The organism is Pseudomonas sp. Irchel 3E13, from assembly GCF_900187455.1.
Classification (GTDB): domain Bacteria; phylum Pseudomonadota; class Gammaproteobacteria; order Pseudomonadales; family Pseudomonadaceae; genus Aquipseudomonas.
In genome coordinates this window covers 286,431-302,753 of sequence record NZ_FYDX01000005.1, presented here as the reverse complement: position 1 = coordinate 302,753, position 16,323 = coordinate 286,431, and the positions used below count along the sequence as shown (strand labels likewise).

At 61.1% G+C, this 16,323-nt stretch carries 16 protein-coding genes and 5 tRNA genes; 5 read left to right on the top strand and 16 right to left on the bottom strand.

Annotation, left to right across the window (positions count from 1 at the left end; all coding sequences use genetic code 11):
- Positions 1 to 20: 20 nt before the first annotated feature.
- Both CKW37_RS10560 and CKW37_RS10555 read right to left on the bottom strand, forming a co-directional pair.
- Positions 21 to 464, bottom strand: coding sequence for an Hsp20 family protein (locus CKW37_RS10560; protein ID WP_095155636.1), 444 nt, complete (start codon positions 462 to 464; stop codon positions 21 to 23).
- 114 nt (positions 465 to 578) lie between these two features.
- Positions 579 to 1,541: a tRNA-dihydrouridine synthase gene (locus CKW37_RS10555; protein ID WP_095155635.1), complete on the bottom strand. Its 963-nt coding sequence runs from the start codon at positions 1,539 to 1,541 to the stop codon at positions 579 to 581.
- A 274-nt stretch (positions 1,542 to 1,815) separates the two neighbouring features.
- On the opposite strand from CKW37_RS10555, the gene CKW37_RS32385 reads away from it, so the two are divergent.
- Positions 1,816 to 2,025: a hypothetical protein gene (locus CKW37_RS32385; RefSeq protein WP_143501964.1), complete on the top strand. Its 210-nt coding sequence runs from the start codon at positions 1,816 to 1,818 to the stop codon at positions 2,023 to 2,025.
- On the opposite strand, the gene CKW37_RS10550 is transcribed toward CKW37_RS32385, so the two are convergent.
- The 9 genes from CKW37_RS10550 to gltX form a co-directional block, all read right to left on the bottom strand.
- Positions 2,003 to 2,446, bottom strand: a complete 444-nt coding sequence (locus CKW37_RS10550; protein ID WP_095155634.1) for an N-acetyltransferase — start codon at positions 2,444 to 2,446, stop codon at positions 2,003 to 2,005. The two genes, CKW37_RS32385 and CKW37_RS10550, sit on opposite strands and share 23 nt — an antisense overlap.
- Complete coding sequence (locus CKW37_RS10545) at positions 2,443 to 2,883, bottom strand: thioesterase family protein (RefSeq protein WP_095155633.1); 441 nt, start codon at positions 2,881 to 2,883, stop codon at positions 2,443 to 2,445. Before CKW37_RS10545 ends, CKW37_RS10550 begins: the two co-directional genes overlap by 4 nt.
- 43 nt (positions 2,884 to 2,926) lie before the next feature.
- Positions 2,927 to 3,760: an alpha/beta hydrolase gene (locus CKW37_RS10540; protein ID WP_095155632.1), complete on the bottom strand. Its 834-nt coding sequence runs from the start codon at positions 3,758 to 3,760 to the stop codon at positions 2,927 to 2,929.
- Positions 3,761 to 3,782: 22 nt separating this feature from the next.
- On the bottom strand, positions 3,783 to 4,322 hold the full coding sequence (locus CKW37_RS10535) for a TetR/AcrR family transcriptional regulator (RefSeq protein ID WP_095155631.1): 540 nt from the start codon (positions 4,320 to 4,322) through the stop codon (positions 3,783 to 3,785).
- A gap of 168 nt (positions 4,323 to 4,490) precedes the next feature.
- A tRNA-Glu gene (locus tag CKW37_RS10530) sits at positions 4,491 to 4,566 on the bottom strand.
- A gap of 44 nt (positions 4,567 to 4,610) precedes the next feature.
- Positions 4,611 to 4,686: transfer RNA gene (locus tag CKW37_RS10525), tRNA-Ala, on the bottom strand.
- A gap of 53 nt (positions 4,687 to 4,739) precedes the next feature.
- A tRNA-Glu gene (locus CKW37_RS10520) sits at positions 4,740 to 4,815 on the bottom strand.
- Between the two features lie 77 nt (positions 4,816 to 4,892).
- Positions 4,893 to 4,968 (bottom strand) — tRNA-Ala (locus CKW37_RS10515).
- 298 nt (positions 4,969 to 5,266) lie between these two features.
- Entirely contained in the window at positions 5,267 to 6,748 is a 1,482-nt protein-coding gene (gene gltX / locus CKW37_RS10510) for a glutamate--tRNA ligase (protein WP_095155630.1), read from the bottom strand.
- Between the two features lie 143 nt (positions 6,749 to 6,891).
- Between gltX and CKW37_RS10505 the strand changes: the two genes are divergently transcribed.
- Positions 6,892 to 7,932, top strand: a complete 1,041-nt coding sequence (locus CKW37_RS10505; protein ID WP_095155629.1) for an HlyD family secretion protein — start codon at positions 6,892 to 6,894, stop codon at positions 7,930 to 7,932.
- Positions 7,933 to 7,981: 49 nt separating this feature from the next.
- Entirely contained in the window at positions 7,982 to 9,472 is a 1,491-nt protein-coding gene (locus CKW37_RS10500) for an MDR family MFS transporter (RefSeq protein ID WP_175653738.1), read from the top strand.
- A gap of 63 nt (positions 9,473 to 9,535) precedes the next feature.
- Here the strand turns inward: CKW37_RS10500 and uvrB are convergent, their stop codons facing one another.
- Entirely contained in the window at positions 9,536 to 11,551 is a 2,016-nt protein-coding gene (gene uvrB, locus CKW37_RS10495) for an excinuclease ABC subunit UvrB (protein WP_095155627.1), read from the bottom strand.
- Between the two features lie 296 nt (positions 11,552 to 11,847).
- Here uvrB and CKW37_RS10490 point away from each other — a divergent pair, with 296 nt between their 5' ends.
- Positions 11,848 to 13,044 carry an amino acid aminotransferase gene (locus tag CKW37_RS10490; RefSeq protein ID WP_095155626.1) on the top strand — a complete coding sequence of 399 codons (1,197 nt, stop codon included), beginning with the start codon at positions 11,848 to 11,850 and terminating at the stop codon, positions 13,042 to 13,044.
- Between the two features lie 64 nt (positions 13,045 to 13,108).
- A tRNA-Asn gene (locus CKW37_RS10485) sits at positions 13,109 to 13,184 on the top strand.
- Positions 13,185 to 13,291: 107 nt separating this feature from the next.
- Here the strand turns inward: CKW37_RS10485 and CKW37_RS10480 are convergent.
- The 4 genes from CKW37_RS10480 to CKW37_RS10465 all read right to left on the bottom strand — a co-directional run bounded on the left by CKW37_RS10480 (position 13,292) and on the right by CKW37_RS10465 (position 16,274).
- Entirely contained in the window at positions 13,292 to 13,852 is a 561-nt protein-coding gene (locus tag CKW37_RS10480; protein ID WP_095155625.1) for a DUF1285 domain-containing protein, read from the bottom strand.
- A gap of 12 nt (positions 13,853 to 13,864) precedes the next feature.
- Positions 13,865 to 14,467, bottom strand: a complete 603-nt coding sequence (locus tag CKW37_RS10475) for a DUF4823 domain-containing protein (protein WP_095155624.1) — start codon at positions 14,465 to 14,467, stop codon at positions 13,865 to 13,867.
- A 73-nt stretch (positions 14,468 to 14,540) separates the two neighbouring features.
- Positions 14,541 to 15,509, bottom strand: a complete 969-nt coding sequence (locus CKW37_RS10470; RefSeq protein WP_095155623.1) for a GTP 3',8-cyclase MoaA — start codon at positions 15,507 to 15,509, stop codon at positions 14,541 to 14,543.
- 126 nt (positions 15,510 to 15,635) lie between these two features.
- The gene (locus CKW37_RS10465) at positions 15,636 to 16,274 is read right to left on the bottom strand and encodes a TetR/AcrR family transcriptional regulator (protein ID WP_042122274.1); all 639 of its coding nucleotides are present in this window, start codon (positions 16,272 to 16,274) and stop codon (positions 15,636 to 15,638) included.
- Positions 16,275 to 16,323 lie beyond the last annotated feature (49 nt).

The window sequence follows — 16,323 nt, the reverse complement described above, 5'->3', positions numbered from 1 at the left end:
CTTTTTCACAGCTCACCCACTTAGTTCAGAGCAGGCTTGTCCCCGTTGATCGGGATACGTTTGGCCTTGGCTTCTTCCGGCACGACCCGCAGCAGGTCGACGCTGAGCAGCCCGTTGGCCAGTGCCGCCGACTTGACCTCGATATGGTCAGCCAGACGGAACGACAGCTTGAACGCACGTTGGGCAATGCCCTGGTGCAGGTAGGTGACGCTTTCGTTGCTGCTGTCGCGTTTGCCGCCCGTGACGGTCAGCACGCCTTTCTCCACTTGCAGGTCAAGGTCCTGCTCCTGGAAGCCAGCTGCGGCAACAACGATTCGATAGTGGTCATCGCCATGTTTTTCAACGTTGTAGGGTGGGTAGCTGCTACCCGACTCATTACGCGCCGCGGATTCGAACAGGTCGTTGAAACGGTCGAAACCAACGGAATGACGGAACAGTGGAGCCAGAGAAAAAGCGGTGGTCATGGTACATCTCCTGAAATATCAGCGAGTTGAGATTGACGCGACCCGACTTCGGCATCGCGTACTCCCTAGATATGGACCACCAGAATTATTTCAAGCGCTGTCGAGAAAATTTTCCTACGCCGCAGCGACGGGCGGTGGCACATCGATCAGCAGGCCGACCCGATCACAGTCGGTCTCGCGACGCAGTTCATTGAACAGTGCGACGGCTTCGGGATAGGTCCGGGTCAGCATCGCCACCCACTGCTTGAGACGGCCCGGCGCCTGGCGAGGAGTCATCTCTTCGCGAACCCGCAGCCAGAACACCTGGATCAGCGGCAACAACGACTGCCAGTCCAGCGGCTGGAAATCCACGCCATCGCGCACCGCGGCGATCTGTCGGGCCAGGTCCGGTCGTGACACCAGGCCACGGCCGAGCATGATGTCCTTCACGCCACTGATCTCGCGGCAGCGCCGCCAGTCGTCCAGGGTCCAGACCTCGCCGTTGGCGAACACCGGCACCTTGACCACGTCCTGCACCTTGGCCACCCATTCCCAATGGGCCGGCGGCTTGTAGCCCTCGACCTTGGTCCGCGCGTGCACCACCAGATGCGCCGAGCCACCGTCGGCCAGGGCCCGGCCGCAGTCCAGCGCGCCGTCAGGGCTCTCGAAGCCCAGGCGCATCTTCGAGGTCACCGGAATATGCGCCGGCACCGCCTTGCGCACCTCGCTGACGATGCGGAACAGCAATTCCGGCTCTTTGAGCAGCACCGCCCCACCGCGAGACTTGTTCACCGTCTTGGCCGGGCAGCCGAAGTTCAGGTCAATCACCGGCGCGCCCAGCTCGCAGGCCAGCGCGGCGTTGTCCGCCAGGCAAACCGGATCGGAGCCGAGCAATTGCACACGCATCGGTACCCCTGCGGCCGTCCGCGCGCCCTGCTCCAGCTCCGGTGCCATTTTGTGGAACGTGGCAGCGGGCAGCACCCGGTCGCAGACGCGAATGAACTCGGTGACACACCAGTCGATACCGCCGACCCGGGTCAGAACGTCGCGCAGGATGTTGTCGACCAGCCCCTCCATCGGGGCCAGGGCAATTTGCATGGGGGAAGACCTCGGAAAAATTGCGCACATAGTAAACGGGGATTGGGCAAATGGAAGGGCCGCGGGTCTCGGGTAGACACTTGGTCGAAAAGGGCTGGGTCTTACAGGCTTCGAGGAAAGGGCCTGCGTGACGTCAGCGCTTTCTTGTTTGAGAGTTTCAGCTGCCCGAATCAGCGGGCAATCCTTCCCTATTCGGAGATATCACAAATGTTCACGTTCTTTGAGCCGCTTGCTTGCCGCAACCCTCGACGCGCCGCACAACAAGGAACGGGACATGCACATCAAAAAGAGCAATTACGACATTCTCAACTTCGACCATGAGCGGCGAAGGACGGAAACAGTGAAGGAGCAACCCGTTTCTTCGCTCGCCAGCGACGTGCACGGCCCGCTTGAAGGCAATCGAAACACGCTTGAACGCCCTGGCTTTTTCCGGCGAATACGGTCAGCGCTTTCACGTTGGCTCAAACCAGCCGCTTCTCCATGAACACCCGATTGAAGCCGTGCTCGGCGCCCCGGTGAGTCTCGCGATAGCCCAACCGCTCGTACAGCGCCACATTCGCCTGCATCGCGGCGTTGGTGTAGAGCCGAATCAGGGAAAAACCGGCGTCCAGGGCGCGAGCCTCGGCGAAGTCGATCAGCCGGCGGCCATGACCCTGGCCCTGGAAGGCGGGATTGACCGCGACGTTGGAGAGCAGCATCGCTTCCGCCTCATGGCACAGCACAAGAATGGCGCACACATCGCTCCCCTGTTCCACCAGCCAGACCTGCTGCTGGCGGATCAGGTCGTCGTAATCGTCATCCAGCGGACCAGGGCGCACGCCGATGCTGGCGACGTAAGGCAGATAGGCAGCCTCCACGACGCCGCGAACCGCAACGCCGTCCGCAGCCTCAGCCAGGCGAATCACGTCGGGTTGCTCAGCAGCGCCTGGCCGTAGCCTTCGAGGAATTCAGGTGGCATGCGTTTGGGTCGCCCTGTGGACAACTCGATGCAGACAAAGGTGGTTTGCGCGCGAAGCAGCGTGACGCCGTCGCTGGGGCGAACCAGCTGGAAGCGCCGGGTCATTTTCAGGCGCTGATCCCAGTCGACGATCCAGGTTGCCAACTGCAATTCGTCGTCTTCGTAGGCGCTGGCCAGGTAGTCGATTTCGTGACGAACCACCGCCATGGCCCGGTCCAGCCGACGGTACTCCGTCAAGTCCAGGCCGAGGCGCTGCGAATGACGCCAGGCGCAGCGCTCCAGCCAGGAAACGTAGACGGCATTATTGGCATGCCCCAGTCCGTCGATATCCTCGGCACCGACGCGAAGGTCGATGACGAATGGCGTTGCCAGATCCCAGCTCATGCCCGCTCCCGTATGTGATGAACGGGCAGAGTGTAACGGATGCTTACGCCGATTGGCGCAGCGGCATGTCACTTCGCTTGAGCAGGTCGAGAACGCCGGAAACCACTCGCGGATCGGCCAATACGCGCTGATGCCCCCCTTGCTCCAGCATCAGCAGGCGACTGTCGAACCAGGCGTCGTGGATCACCTGGGCTTCGCTGGCCGGGACCAGCCTGTCGTCCTCGGCGTGCACGATCAGGCCCGGCACTTCCAGTTGGTAACCACTGACATCCAGCTTCGCCACCGGCAAACCGACATCCCGTTCCACCTTGCGAATGAAGGCTGCCCGCGCCCGAGGCGGCAGGTTCAGGTGCCGGGCAAAACCGCGCAATACGCCCAGCAACCGCGCCGGCGCGGCGATGCTGACCACCGCTTCGGCACGCAGGCCCAGTTGCATCGCCAAGAGCACACTGGCGGCGCCCATGGAGTGGCCGATCACCGCCTTGAGCGGCGGCAATTCCGCCGCGGCCTCCAGCACGGCGCGGGCAAAGAGGCCAACGTGCGCCTCGTCACCCGGCGAGCGGCCATGGGCCGGGCCGTCCAGCGCGACCGCGGTGTAACCGGCGTCCACCAGGGTTTCGATGATCTTGGCGAATTGGGTCGGACGCCCTTCCCAGCCGTGCATCAACAGGACAGTCGGCCCTTGGCCCCAGCGCAATGCGGACAGACCGAAACGCAGAGTGATGCGCTCAGCCCGCTCCAGCACGGGCAACTCCCAGTCCCGCGGTGGGCGGGTGTAGGGCGTCAAAAAAGCGCGGTGCATCTTGCTGGCGATATGCCCAGGGACCAGACGCCCCAAGGTGCCGTTCACGCCGCGAATCCAGCTCAAGGTATTCATCGCTTTGCTCCAGAGGGGTCGCTCAAATCACCGCCGTTTTGGCGGCACGCAGGATGCGATCGGACAGATCGCTGGTGCCCAGGGCTCGCGCCAGGGCCAGGCCGCCGACCATCAGCGCAAGGTCGGCGAGGAATTTGTCAGCCTCATCGGGGCTGTCGACCAATTGCGCGGTCATCATCTCGATGTGTTCGGCGAGCACGTCGCGGAAGGCATCGGGCAGTCGGGTCATTTCACTCAGGGACGTAGGCAGCGGACAGGCATCCCCGGTGGAGTCACGGTGCTTGCGCGATAGATAGAACGCGGCAACCAGCGCCCGCCGCGACTGGCCATCCAACGCCGGATCAACCTGGGACAACAAGGCACGACGCTCGCCGAGCAACTGACTGAACGCTTCGAGCATCAAGGCTTCCTTGCTGTCGAAATGGGCGTAGAAACCACCAACAGTCAGGCCGGCAGCACCCATTACCTGATTGACGCTGGGATCGGCGGGCCCTTGCTGGATCAGCGCGTGACGCGCGGCATCGAGGATGCGTTCGCGGGTTCTGGCTTTTTTGTCGTTCATGGCTCGCCTCCAAAATATTATGGTTGAAATATTATGCTCATAATATTTAAAAGCAAGCTTTTTGCCCCGCCGCTTGTCGCGCACGGGGCAAAAACTTTTTTCGAGGGAAAAAACAAAAGGCTCATTCAATAAGCGAATGAGCCTTGAAATCCCGCAAAGCGGGTAAAATGGCGTCCCCTAGGGGACTCGAACCCCTGTTACCGCCGTGAAAGGGCGGTGTCCTAGGCCACTAGACGAAGGGGACTTTAAACCTTCGTAAAGATCCGTTTTCACGAATCCTGGCGGAATTGGTGGAGCTAAGCGGGATCGAACCGCTGACCTCCTGCATGCCATGCAGGCGCTCTCCCAGCTGAGCTATAGCCCCAGATTTCTAGCCTCGCGGCCCAGCGACCTCTTTCGACATCGCTTGTGTAAAACTGGCGTCCCCTAGGGGACTCGAACCCCTGTTACCGCCGTGAAAGGGCGGTGTCCTAGGCCACTAGACGAAGGGGACGCAACCCTTCTACCATCGACCGGTTCTTCGAACCGATCATGCCGGCAGTCGCTGGAATTGACTGCCAAGCTGGAAATTGGTGGAGCTAAGCGGGATCGAACCGCTGACCTCCTGCATGCCATGCAGGCGCTCTCCCAGCTGAGCTATAGCCCCACAATGTCGCTTTGAACTGAATCGCTTGGCTGGGTGCTTCGCGTTTCGTTTTCGTTCATCGCTGTGGACGGGGCGCATATTAAGTTCGGATCAAAGACCTGTCAAATATATTTTCAATAAAATTCAAAAACTTTTTCCTAGATAACAATCACTTACCTTCCTTGAGCGGAAAAAGTCCCGTGTTTTCGGGGGAATGGCGCTTCGCACCAGGGCGCAAAGCATCGCGGGGCGAACCCGCTTCCCCGGCAATACACCGGTGAAAGCAGGTTCGCCCCGCGAAAAAAGGATGCGGCAGCGGTCAGGCGATAGTGCCCAGCAGCTTCTCCCATTCCTTGTTTTCTTTCTTCGAAACGCCGCCCAGCAGTTCCAGCGCCTGGCGCAGGCGATAGCGCGTCAGGTCAGGGCCGAGGATTTCCATGGCGTCGAGCACCGAAACCGAACTGGCCTGGCCGGTGATCGCGGCAAACATCAGTGGCATCGCGTCGCGCAGTTTAAGTTCCAGGGCTTCGACTACCGCCTGGATGCAGCCGGTGATGCGGTCTTTTTCCCACTGACGCAGGCTTTCCAGCTTCCACAGGATCAGTTGCAGCACCTGGCGCACCTGGTCCGGAGACAGCTTCTTGTGCTCGAACAGCTTTGCATCGAGACGCAGCGCGCCTTCGAAGAAAAAGCCACCCAGCGGTGCGACCTGACTGAACGTCTCCACCCTGCCCTGCACGTGCGGCGCGATCTTCATCATGTAGTCGCTGTTGAACGCCCACTTCTGCACCCGCGCGGCGAACTCTTCCACCGGCAGGTCGCGCAGCCACTGGCCGTTGAGCCAGGACAGCTTCTCGATGTCGAAGATCGGCCCGCCCAGCGATACCCGCGACAGGTCGAAGTGCTCGACCATTTCGCTCAGGGAGAACTTCTCGCGCTCGTCGGGCATCGACCAGCCCATGCGGCCCAGGTAGTTGAGCATGGCTTCCGGCATGAAGCCCATGCGCTCGTAGAAGGTGACCGACGTCGGGTTCTTGCGCTTGGACAGCTTGCTCTTGTCCGGGTTACGCAGCAGCGGCATGTAGCAAAGCTTGGGCTGTTCCCAACCGAAGTACTCGTACAGCTTGATCAGTTTGGGCGCCGACGGCAGCCACTCTTCGCCGCGCAGGACGTGGGTGATGCCCATCAGATGGTCGTCGACCACGTTCGCCAGGAAGTAGGTCGGCAGACCGTCGGTCTTCATCAGCACTTGCATGTCCATGCGATCCCACGGGATCTCGACGTCGCCACGGAGCATGTCCGGCACCACGCAGACGCCTTCACTCGGCACCTTCATGCGGATCACGTGTGGCTCGCCCGCCGCCAGGCGGCGCTGGACTTCTTCCTGGGACAGCAGCAGCGCGCGACCGTCGTAGCGCGGGGTCTCGCCGCGGGCCGTCTGCTCGGCGCGCATCTGGTCCAGCTCTTCAGCGGTGCAGAAGCACGGGAACGCGTGCCCCAGGTCGACCAGTTGCTGGGCGTACTGCTTGTAGATATCGCCCCGCTCGCTCTGCCGGTACGGGCCATGCGGGCCACCGACGTCCGGGCCTTCGCTCCACTCGATGCCCAACCAGCGCAGCGCGTCGAAAATCTGTTGTTCGGATTCGCGGGTCGAACGCAGTTGGTCGGTATCTTCGATACGCAGGATGAACTCGCCGCCGTGCTGCTTGGCAAAGCAGTAGTTGAACAGGGCGATGTAAGCGGTGCCGACGTGGGGATCGCCAGTCGGCGAAGGCGCGATGCGCGTGCGAACGGTGGTCATGAGAGTCTCGAACAAGAGATGAAACAAAGCCGCGATGTTAACAGGGAGCAGGCGCCGGGCTCCAGTAATGGGCGTGATCGCCACTTGTGCGGCTGGATCCAAAACTTGTTAAATTTGCTTACATTTTCGGAACGATCGTCCCCATGCCAGCCCAACTCAAGCGCCGCCTGCTGATTTTTCTTCTTCTGGTCCTGCTGATTTCCCTCGCGTTCTTCGCCCAGTGGTATTTCAAAGGCCGCTTCTACGAAAGCACTGACAACGCCTATGTCCAGGGCGAGATCACCCGGGTCTCCAGCCAGCTCGGCGCCCGTATCGACGCCGTCCTGGTACAGGACAACCAGCACGTGAACAAGGGCGACCTGCTGGTTCGCCTGGAAGGCGACGATTTCCAGTTTGCCGTCGAACGCGCCCGCGCCACCCTCGCGACCCGCGAGGCCGAACGCTTGCAGGCCGACAGCCGGCTGACCCAGCAATCCAGCCTGATTGCCGCCGGCCGGGCCCAGGTCTCCGCCAACCAGGCCACCCTGGGCCGCACGCAACTAGACTTGAATCGCGCCCAGGCGCTGCGCAAGCCGGGCTTCGTTTCCGAGGAACGGGTGACCACCCTTTCCGCCGAAAGCAACGTCGCCCGCTCTCAGGTGAGCAAGGCCCAGGCCGATTTGCAGGGCCAGCGCCAGCAGGTCAGCGCACTGGAAGCCGAACTCAAGCGCCTCGATGCGCAGATCGCCACCGCCCGCACCGACCTGGCCCAAGCCGAGCTGAACCTGACCCGCAGCGAAATCCACGCGCCCATCAGCGGCATGGTCGGCCAGCGTTCCGCGCGCGACGGCCAGTACGTGCAGGCCGGCGCCTACCTGCTGTCGATCGTTCCCGACGAAGACATCTGGGTCCAGGCCAACTTCAAGGAAACCCAGATCGGCAGGATGCAGCCCGGCCTTCGCGCCGAACTGGTGTTTGACAGCTACCCGGACACGCCGATCGAAGGCCGCGTGGACAGTCTGTTCGCCGCTTCCGGCGCGCAGTTCAGCCTGCTGCCGCCAGACAACGCCACCGGTAACTTCACCAAGGTCGTACAGCGTATTCCGGTAAAACTGACCTTCGCCGCCGATAACCCGCTGCATGGCCGTATCCGCCCGGGCATGTCGGTCACCGCCACCGTCGATCTGCGTAGCGATGGCCGGTGATCAACTGATCCGTCCCGTCGGCGAGCCGAGCCGACGCGACTGGATCGCGGTGATGAGCGTGATGCTCGGTGCCTTCATGGCGGTGCTGGACATCCAGATCACCAACTCGTCGCTCAAGGACATTCAAGGCGCGCTGTCAGCGACGCTGGAAGAAGGCTCGTGGATTTCGACCTCGTACCTTGTAGCCGAAATCATCATGATTCCGCTCACCGCCTGGCTGGTGCAGTTACTCTCGGCCCGGCGACTGGCGGTGTGGGTGTCCCTCGGCTTCCTGGCTTCCTCGTTGTTGTGCTCGATGGCCTGGAACCTGGAGAGCATGATCATCTTCCGCGCCATGCAGGGCTTTACCGGCGGGGCATTGATCCCGCTGGCCTTCACCCTGACCCTGATCAAGCTGCCCGAGCACCATCGCGCCAAGGGCATGGCGATGTTTGCCATGACCGCGACCTTCGCGCCCTCGATCGGTCCGACACTGGGAGGTTGGCTGACAGAAAACTGGGGCTGGGAGTACATCTTCTACATCAACATCCCACCCGGCCTGATCATGATCGCCGGCTTGCTTTATGGCCTGGAGAAGAAGGAAGCTCACTGGGAGTTGCTGAAAAGCACCGATTACGCCGGCATCGTCACCCTCGGCGTGGGCCTGGGTTGCCTGCAGGTGTTTCTTGAAGAAGGGCATCGCAAGGACTGGCTGGAATCGAGCCTGATTGTCGGCCTGGGCAGTATCGCCGTGGTCAGCCTGATCACCTTCGTGATCCTGCAGTTGTCCAAGCCGAACCCGCTGATCAACCTGCGCATCCTCAAGAACCGTAATTTCGGCCTGTCGAGCATTGCCAGCCTGGGGATGGGCGTAGGGCTGTATGGCTCGATCTATCTGCTGCCGCTGTATCTGGCGCAGATCCAGAACTACAACGCGCTGCAGATCGGCGAAGTGATCATGTGGATGGGCATCCCGCAGTTATTCCTGATTCCGCTGGTGCCGCAATTGATGAAGGTGATTTCGCCGAAGATCCTCTGCGCCCTGGGCTTTGGTCTCTTTGGCCTGGCCAGCTTCAGCTCCGGGGTGCTCAATCCGGATTTCGCCGGCAGCCAGTTCAACCATATCCAGATCATCCGCGCCCTTGGCCAGCCGATGATCATGGTGACCATCTCGCTGATTGCCACGGCGTACATCCAGCCGCAGGACGCCGGCTCGGCGTCGAGCCTGTTCAACATCCTGCGCAACCTGGGCGGCGCCATCGGCATCGCCCTGCTGGCAACCCTGCTGGACGCTCGGGCCAAGACCTATTTCGACTATTTGCGGGAATCGGTGGTGCCGACCAACCCGCAAGTCGCGGAACGGCTGGCATTGCTGACGGAGAAGCTGGGCAGCGAGGCTGCTGCGCTGGGCAAGCTGAGCGAAATCGTCCATCAGCAGGCGCTGATCATGGCCTACAACGATGCCTTCCATTTCGTTGGGATCGGCCTGGCGATCAGCATGGTGGCGGTCGTATTGACCCGGAAATTGCCGCAGGGCTTGAAAGCCGGAGAAGCGCACTGACCTGATCGCTGGCAAGCAGAGCACCGCTTGCCAGCGACTTGGCCGTCATGAGCGACAGAAACGTCACACGGTAAGCAAGCGCTCACGCAACTGGGTGATCTCATCACGCATCTGCGCCGCCGCCTCGAACTCCAAGTCCCGTGCCAACTGGTACATCTTCTCTTCAAGCTGCTTGATTCGCTTGGCGATCTCGCCCGGCGAACGCAGCTCGGCTTCGTAGCGAGCGCTCTCCTCCGCGGCCTTGGCCATGCCTTTGCGCTTCTTGCTGCGCGAGCCCGGCACATTGGCGCCTTCAAGGATGTCTGTGATGTCCTTGACCACGCCTTTGGGCACGATGCCGTTGGCCAGGTTGAAGGCGACCTGCTTCTCGCGGCGGCGCTCCGTCTCATCGATCGCGCGCTGCATCGAGCCGGTCATGCGGTCGGCGTACAGGATCGCCCGGCCATTGAGGTTACGCGCCGCCCGGCCGATGGTCTGGATCAGCGAGCGCTCGGACCGCAGGAAGCCCTCTTTGTCGGCATCAAGGATCGCCACCAGCGACACCTCCGGCATGTCCAGGCCCTCACGCAGCAGGTTGATCCCCACCAGCACGTCGAAGGTGCCCAGGCGCAGGTCGCGGATGATTTCGACGCGCTCCACCGTATCGATATCCGAGTGCAGGTAGCGCACCCGCACATCGTGGTCGGCCAGGTAGTCGGTCAAGTCCTCGGCCATGCGTTTGGTCAGGGTGGTGACCAGCACCCGCTCTTCCACGGCTACCCGCTTGCGGATTTCCGACAGCAGATCGTCGACCTGGGTCAGCGCCGGGCGAATTTCCACTTGCGGGTCGACCAGGCCGGTCGGCCGCACCACCTGCTCCACCACTCGGCCGGCATGCTCGGCCTCGTAAACCCCGGGCGTGGCGGAAACAAAGATGGTCTGTGGGCTGACGCTCTCCCACTCGTCGAAGCGCATGGGCCGGTTGTCCAGCGCCGACGGCAGGCGGAATCCGTACTCAACCAGAGTTTCCTTGCGCGAGCGGTCGCCTTTGTACATCGCCCCGACCTGCGGAACGCTGACGTGGGACTCGTCGATCACCAGCAGCGCATCGGGCGGCAGGTAGTCGTAGAGGGTTGGCGGCGGCGCCCCGGCCGGACGCCCGGAGAGGTAGCGCGAGTAGTTTTCGATGCCGTTGCAGTAGCCCAGTTCGAGGATCATCTCCAGGTCGAAACGGGTCCGCTGCTCCAGGCGCTGGGCTTCCACCAGCTTGTTGGCCTTGTGCAGGTATTCCAGGCGGTCCTTGAGTTCTTCCTTGATCCCCTCCACCGCGCCGAGCAGGGTTTCCCGCGGGGTGACGTAGTGGCTTTTCGGGTAGAAGGTGAATCGCGCCAGCTTGCGGATCACCTCGCCGGTCAACGGATCGAAGGCGGAGAGGCTTTCCACTTCATCGTCGAACAGCTCGATGCGGATCGCCTCCAGATCGGATTCGGCGGGGTACACATCGATCACATCGCCGCGCACCCGGAAGGTCGCACGGGCAAAATCCATCTCGTTGCGGGTGTATTGCAGGTCGGCCAGACGGCGCAACAGGGCGCGCTGGTCGAGTTTGTCGCCACGGTCCACGTGCAGGACCATCTTCAGGTAGGTTTCCGGGCTGCCCAGACCGTAAATGCAGGAAACGGTGGTGACGATGATCGCATCGCGCCGCTCCAGCAACGCCTTGGTCGCTGACAGTCGCATCTGCTCGATGTGATCGTTGATCGAGGCGTCCTTCTCGATGAAGGTGTCGGACGACGGTACGTAGGCTTCCGGCTGGTAGTAGTCGTAGTAGGAAACGAAATACTCGACCGAGTTGTTCGGGAAGAACGCCTTGAACTCGCCGTAGAGCTGCGCTGCCAGGGTCTTGTTCGGCGCCAGCACCAGGGTCGGGCGCTGCACCTGAGCGATCACGTTGGCGATGCTGAAGGTCTTGCCCGAACCGGTCACACCCAGCAGGGTCTGGTGCGCCAGCCCGGCTTCGATGCCCTCGACCATCAGGCGGATGGCTTCCGGCTGGTCGCCGGCCGGCTGGAAACGGGTGACGAGCTGAAACTCGGACATGACGAACCCCTGGTTAAGTGCGAATACAGGTAACTGTATTTTTAGACAGTACTTATACCCAATTGAAGGCGCCCTACGCCAGTTTCAACCCAGCGCGCAGTGCATTTCCTACTGTTGACTGAAGGATTCGACTAACGGTCGAAAAATATTCCCACAAACAGCAGGAAAAGCTGCGGCAGACTGTCGCCGTGACCGGTCGGTATCACTATACTGACTCCCCGTTTGTGCACCGCTCTAGTGCATTCGGCTGGAGCGTGCAAACCCTACTCACCCTCCAATTCAGAGCCAAGGTAATAATGAGCCTGTTTTCCGCTGTCGAGCTGGCACCACGCGATCCCATTCTGGGCCTCAACGAAGCATTCAACGCCGATCCACGTACCAACAAGGTCAACCTGGGCGTAGGCGTCTACTGCAACGAAGAAGGACGCATCCCACTGCTGCGTGCGGTCATCGAAGCCGAAACCCAACGTGCTGCACAGCACGCTTCCCGCGGTTACCTGCCAATCGACGGTATCGCTGCCTACGACCAGGCTGTTCAGAAACTGCTGTTCGGTACCGAGTCTCCACTGCTGGCCGAAGGCCGTGTGGTGACCGTTCAAGCCGTCGGCGGTACTGGCGCACTGAAAATTGGTGCCGACTTCCTCAAGCAACTGTCGCCGAACGCCGTCGTCGCCATCAGCGACCCGAGCTGGGAAAACCACCGCGCCCTGTTCGAAACCGCCGGTTTCCCGGTGCAGAACTATCGCTACTACGACGCGCCGAGCAACGACGTCAACCGCTCCGGCATGCTGGAAGACCTGAACGAGCTGCCAGCCGGTTCGATCATCGTCCTGCACGCTTGCTGCCATAACCCGACCGGTGTGGACCTGAGCCTGGCGGACTGGAAAAACGTCCTGGAAGTCATCAAGGCCAAGGGTCACGTTCCATTCCTGGACATGGCTTACCAGGGCTTTGGCGACGGCATTGCCGAAGACGCCTTCGCGGTACGCCTGTTCGCCGAGTCGGGCCTGGACTTCTTCGTTTCCAGCTCGTTCTCCAAGTCGTTCTCGCTGTATGGCGAGCGTGTCGGTGCCCTGTCGATCGTCACCAGCGCCAAGGAAGAAAGCACTCGCGTGCTGTCCCAGGTCAAACGCGTGATCCGCACCACCTACTCCAACCCGCCAACCCACGGTGCCAGCATCGTCGCCGCGGTACTGAACAGCGCCGAGCTGCGTCAGATGTGGGAAACCGAGCTGGGTGAAATGCGCGGCCGCATCCACGGCATGCGCAAGCAGATGGTCGAACTGCTGGCTGAATACGGCGCCAAGCGTGACTTCAGCTTCGTCGGTCGCCAACGCGGCATGTTCTCCTACTCCGGCCTGAGCGTTGAGCAGGTTACCCGTCTGAAGGACGAGTACGGCATCTACGCGCTGGACACTGGCCGCATCTGCGTTGCCACGCTGAACCAGAGCAATATTCACGTCGTCACCAAGGCGATTGTCGAAGTTCTGTAAAAATCACTGATTGCCAAAGGGAGGCTTGACTTCCCTTTAGCAATCAGTAAGATACGCCACAGATTCCGCGATAGCTCAGTTGGTAGAGCAAATGACTGTTAATCATTGGGTCCCTGGTTCGAGTCCAGGTCGTGGAGCCAAATACTGAAAACCTCCAGATGCGCAAGCACTGGAGGTTTTTTCATTTCCGGCCGAAAAGTTTTATTGGCAGGCCTGGCGCCCGCCACCGCGGACGCCCACCTCAGGTTCACTCCTTGCCGATGGGGTAGAACACCCCTGAACTCCACACACCCAGCCACGCCTCGCCGTCGATCTCCCGGGTGACCGCCAGATCCACCAACTGATAAAACACATTGCGATGGATCAGCGCTTCGAGATTGGCGCGCATGTGCACGTAGGGCGAAGGCTCCTGAGTTACAGGATCGATGACGAAGCGCAACGGATGCTCGGGGCCGGCCTCGACCCGGTCCTCGACATTGCTGGTGAAACACAGCACCTGCTGCTCCCCGCGGCCTTGCACCTCGAGACTTACCGCGACGAACGGCGCGTCATCCACCGTGATGCCCACCTTTTCCACCGGCGTCACCAGGAAATAATCATCACCGTCCCGGCGAATGATGGTGGAAAACAGCCGCACCATGGGTTTGCGACCAATCGGCGTACCCAGATAGAACCAGGTGCCGTCACGGGCGATGCGCATGTCGATATCGCCGCAGAAGTCCGGATTCCACAGGTGGACGGGCGGCAAGCCCTTTTCCGCCTTGGGAATCTGCGCCAACAGGTCGTTGGCCTTACCCGTTTCAGCCATTGTTCGTAGTCCTCAGCGACCCAGACCCAGGAGCGAGCGAGCGTAGTTCTCGAGCGGCGGGCCGAGCAAATCTTCCGGCTTGTTGTCGTGGAACGTCAGCAATCCGCCACGACTGCGAATTCTCGCGGTATCGATCAGGTAGCGGGTGCTGGTCTCGATAAGCATCATCTGCACAACACCGGTATCGACACCGAGGCGGTCGACCGCCTGCTCGTCATACCATTCGTCGCCGTTGCCGATACGGTTGTCTGCCTTGGCGAAGCGGGTGTAGAGCAGATAATGCGCTCCCACCGCACGCGCCTCTGTCAGCGCCTGTTCGAGGCCGATCGGCCCCTGGGCACGACGCACCAGCGGGAAGTATTCGATGAAGCCCTTGAAGGCCTCCTCCGCCACCACGTTTGGCCGCGGATAGGCACCACCCGGCGGGACGAATGCGCCCTGGGCGATGAAAATGAACGAGTCAGGCTGCAAACGCAGCGACATCGAACGCTGGGTATCGCTGTGATCAAGCAGACCGGCGTCGCTCATGTGGTAACGGGCGCCCTCACCCATGTCGCTGACATTCATGCAGCCACCCAGCGCCATCAGCGCTATCAGCAGAACCAGGCTACGCATCTTTCCTCCAGGAGCCGGCGACGGAAAACCGGCGAACAGCCCGCTGATGCAGATTTTGCGCCAGCTTGCCGAGCTAGCCGCCGATGATTTTCATCACTGTGGCGCCACCGGAGAAGGCAACGCTCTGCTTGTCGCCCAGCGCCTTGACCAACAGCCCTTGCAACGCCGGCAGGGCCTGATGGCGCGGCTGGTCGAGCAGGTCGCCAATGAAATGTCGATTGCTCGACGACAGGCAACCATGAAGCCAGCCGGTGGAGGACAGACGCAGCCGTGAGCAGGTCCGGCAGAAAGGCACGCTTTCATTGGCGATCACACCGAAGACGCCCCGCCCCGGAACCCGATAACGCAGCGCGGTGGCATCGATCGGCGCCTCGGCCTGGGCGTACTCGTAGCGCTCGCCGATGATTTGCAGCAGTTGCTCAAGGCCGACGAACTGCTGCAGGAACATATTGTTGTCCTTGGCCAGGTGGCCCATTCGCATCAGCTCGATGAAGCGCAACTCGTAGCCATGCTCCAGGCAGAAATCCAGCAGCGGCAAGACCTGATCGAGGTTCTGTCCGCGCAGCGGCACCATGTTGACCTTGATCTTCATGCCTGTCGCCGCCGCTTGGGCCATGCCATCCAGCACACTGGCCAGGTCGCCACCACGGGAGATGCTCCGGAAGGCGCTAGCGTCGAGGGTATCGAGGGAGACATTGAGTCGGCGGATGCCGGTTTCGCAAAGCAGGGGAAGCTTGCGCGCCAGGAGTTGGCCGTTTGTGGTGAGGCTGATGTCGTCCAGGCCGAATCCGGCGACCGTCTTGAGGAAGGCTTCCAGCTTGGGGCTGACCAGTGGCTCGCCACCGGTTACCCGCAGACGCTCGATGCCAGCGGCCTCGATCAGGTAAGCCACGCCGCGAGCCAAGGCCTCGGCAGACAGCTCGTCCTGGGCGGCGACCAGTCGTTTCCCATCAGGCACGCAATAAGTGCACGCGTAATTGCAGGCGGCGGTAAGGCTGACACGCAAATTGCGAAAACGCCTGCCTTGACGGTCGACGATCATGGAAAACTCCGGCATGGATGAATCGGGCTCGCGAAACCTGACTCATAAATCAGGTTTTTGCAAGCCTCACACCCAAAGTATATTCCCGCCCTGTCGCGCCCAGTAGCGTTGTGTCGCAAACGGCTATCAGCTAGCAGAAGGCTCCGGATCGCGTTTGCGCTTGTTGCCCATGCGCACGCCGATATCCATGAGGAACTGGAAGAAACCTTCCTGATCTTCCAGGACGTTGCTCCAGAACGGCGAGTGGTAGAGCGCCACGGCACCGTGCACCAGCGCCCAGGCGGCGCAGTAGTGGAAGTACGGCGGTACATCTTCCAGCTTGCCTTCGCTGATGCGCCCCTTGATCAGCAGGGTCAGGCGATCGAAGTTCGAGGCACGGATCTTGTGCAACTCCTCGACCATGTCCGGAACCTGATGCCCCTTGACCACCTTTTCTTCAAGGCGATCGAACAACCGGTAGCGCTGTGGATCACGCATGCGGAATTCGAAATAGGCACGCGACAAGGCTTCCTTGTCACGGTCGACGTCGGCGGAGTGCAGCAATTGGTTCAAATCGCGCTCATAGTCGAGCATCAGGCGCAGGTAGATCTCCGCCTTGGATTTGAAGTGCTTGTAGATCGTGCCTTTGCCGATACCCACTGCATCAGCGATCATCTCGACGGTGACGCTGTCTTCACCCTGTTCGAGAAACAGCTTGAGTGCGGTATCGAGAATTTCTTGCTCACGGCGACGAAACTCACGGACCTTACGAGGTTCTTTCTGCATAAGAAGGACTGGATCAAAATCGAAGCCAAGTATTATGCCTAACTTGCGC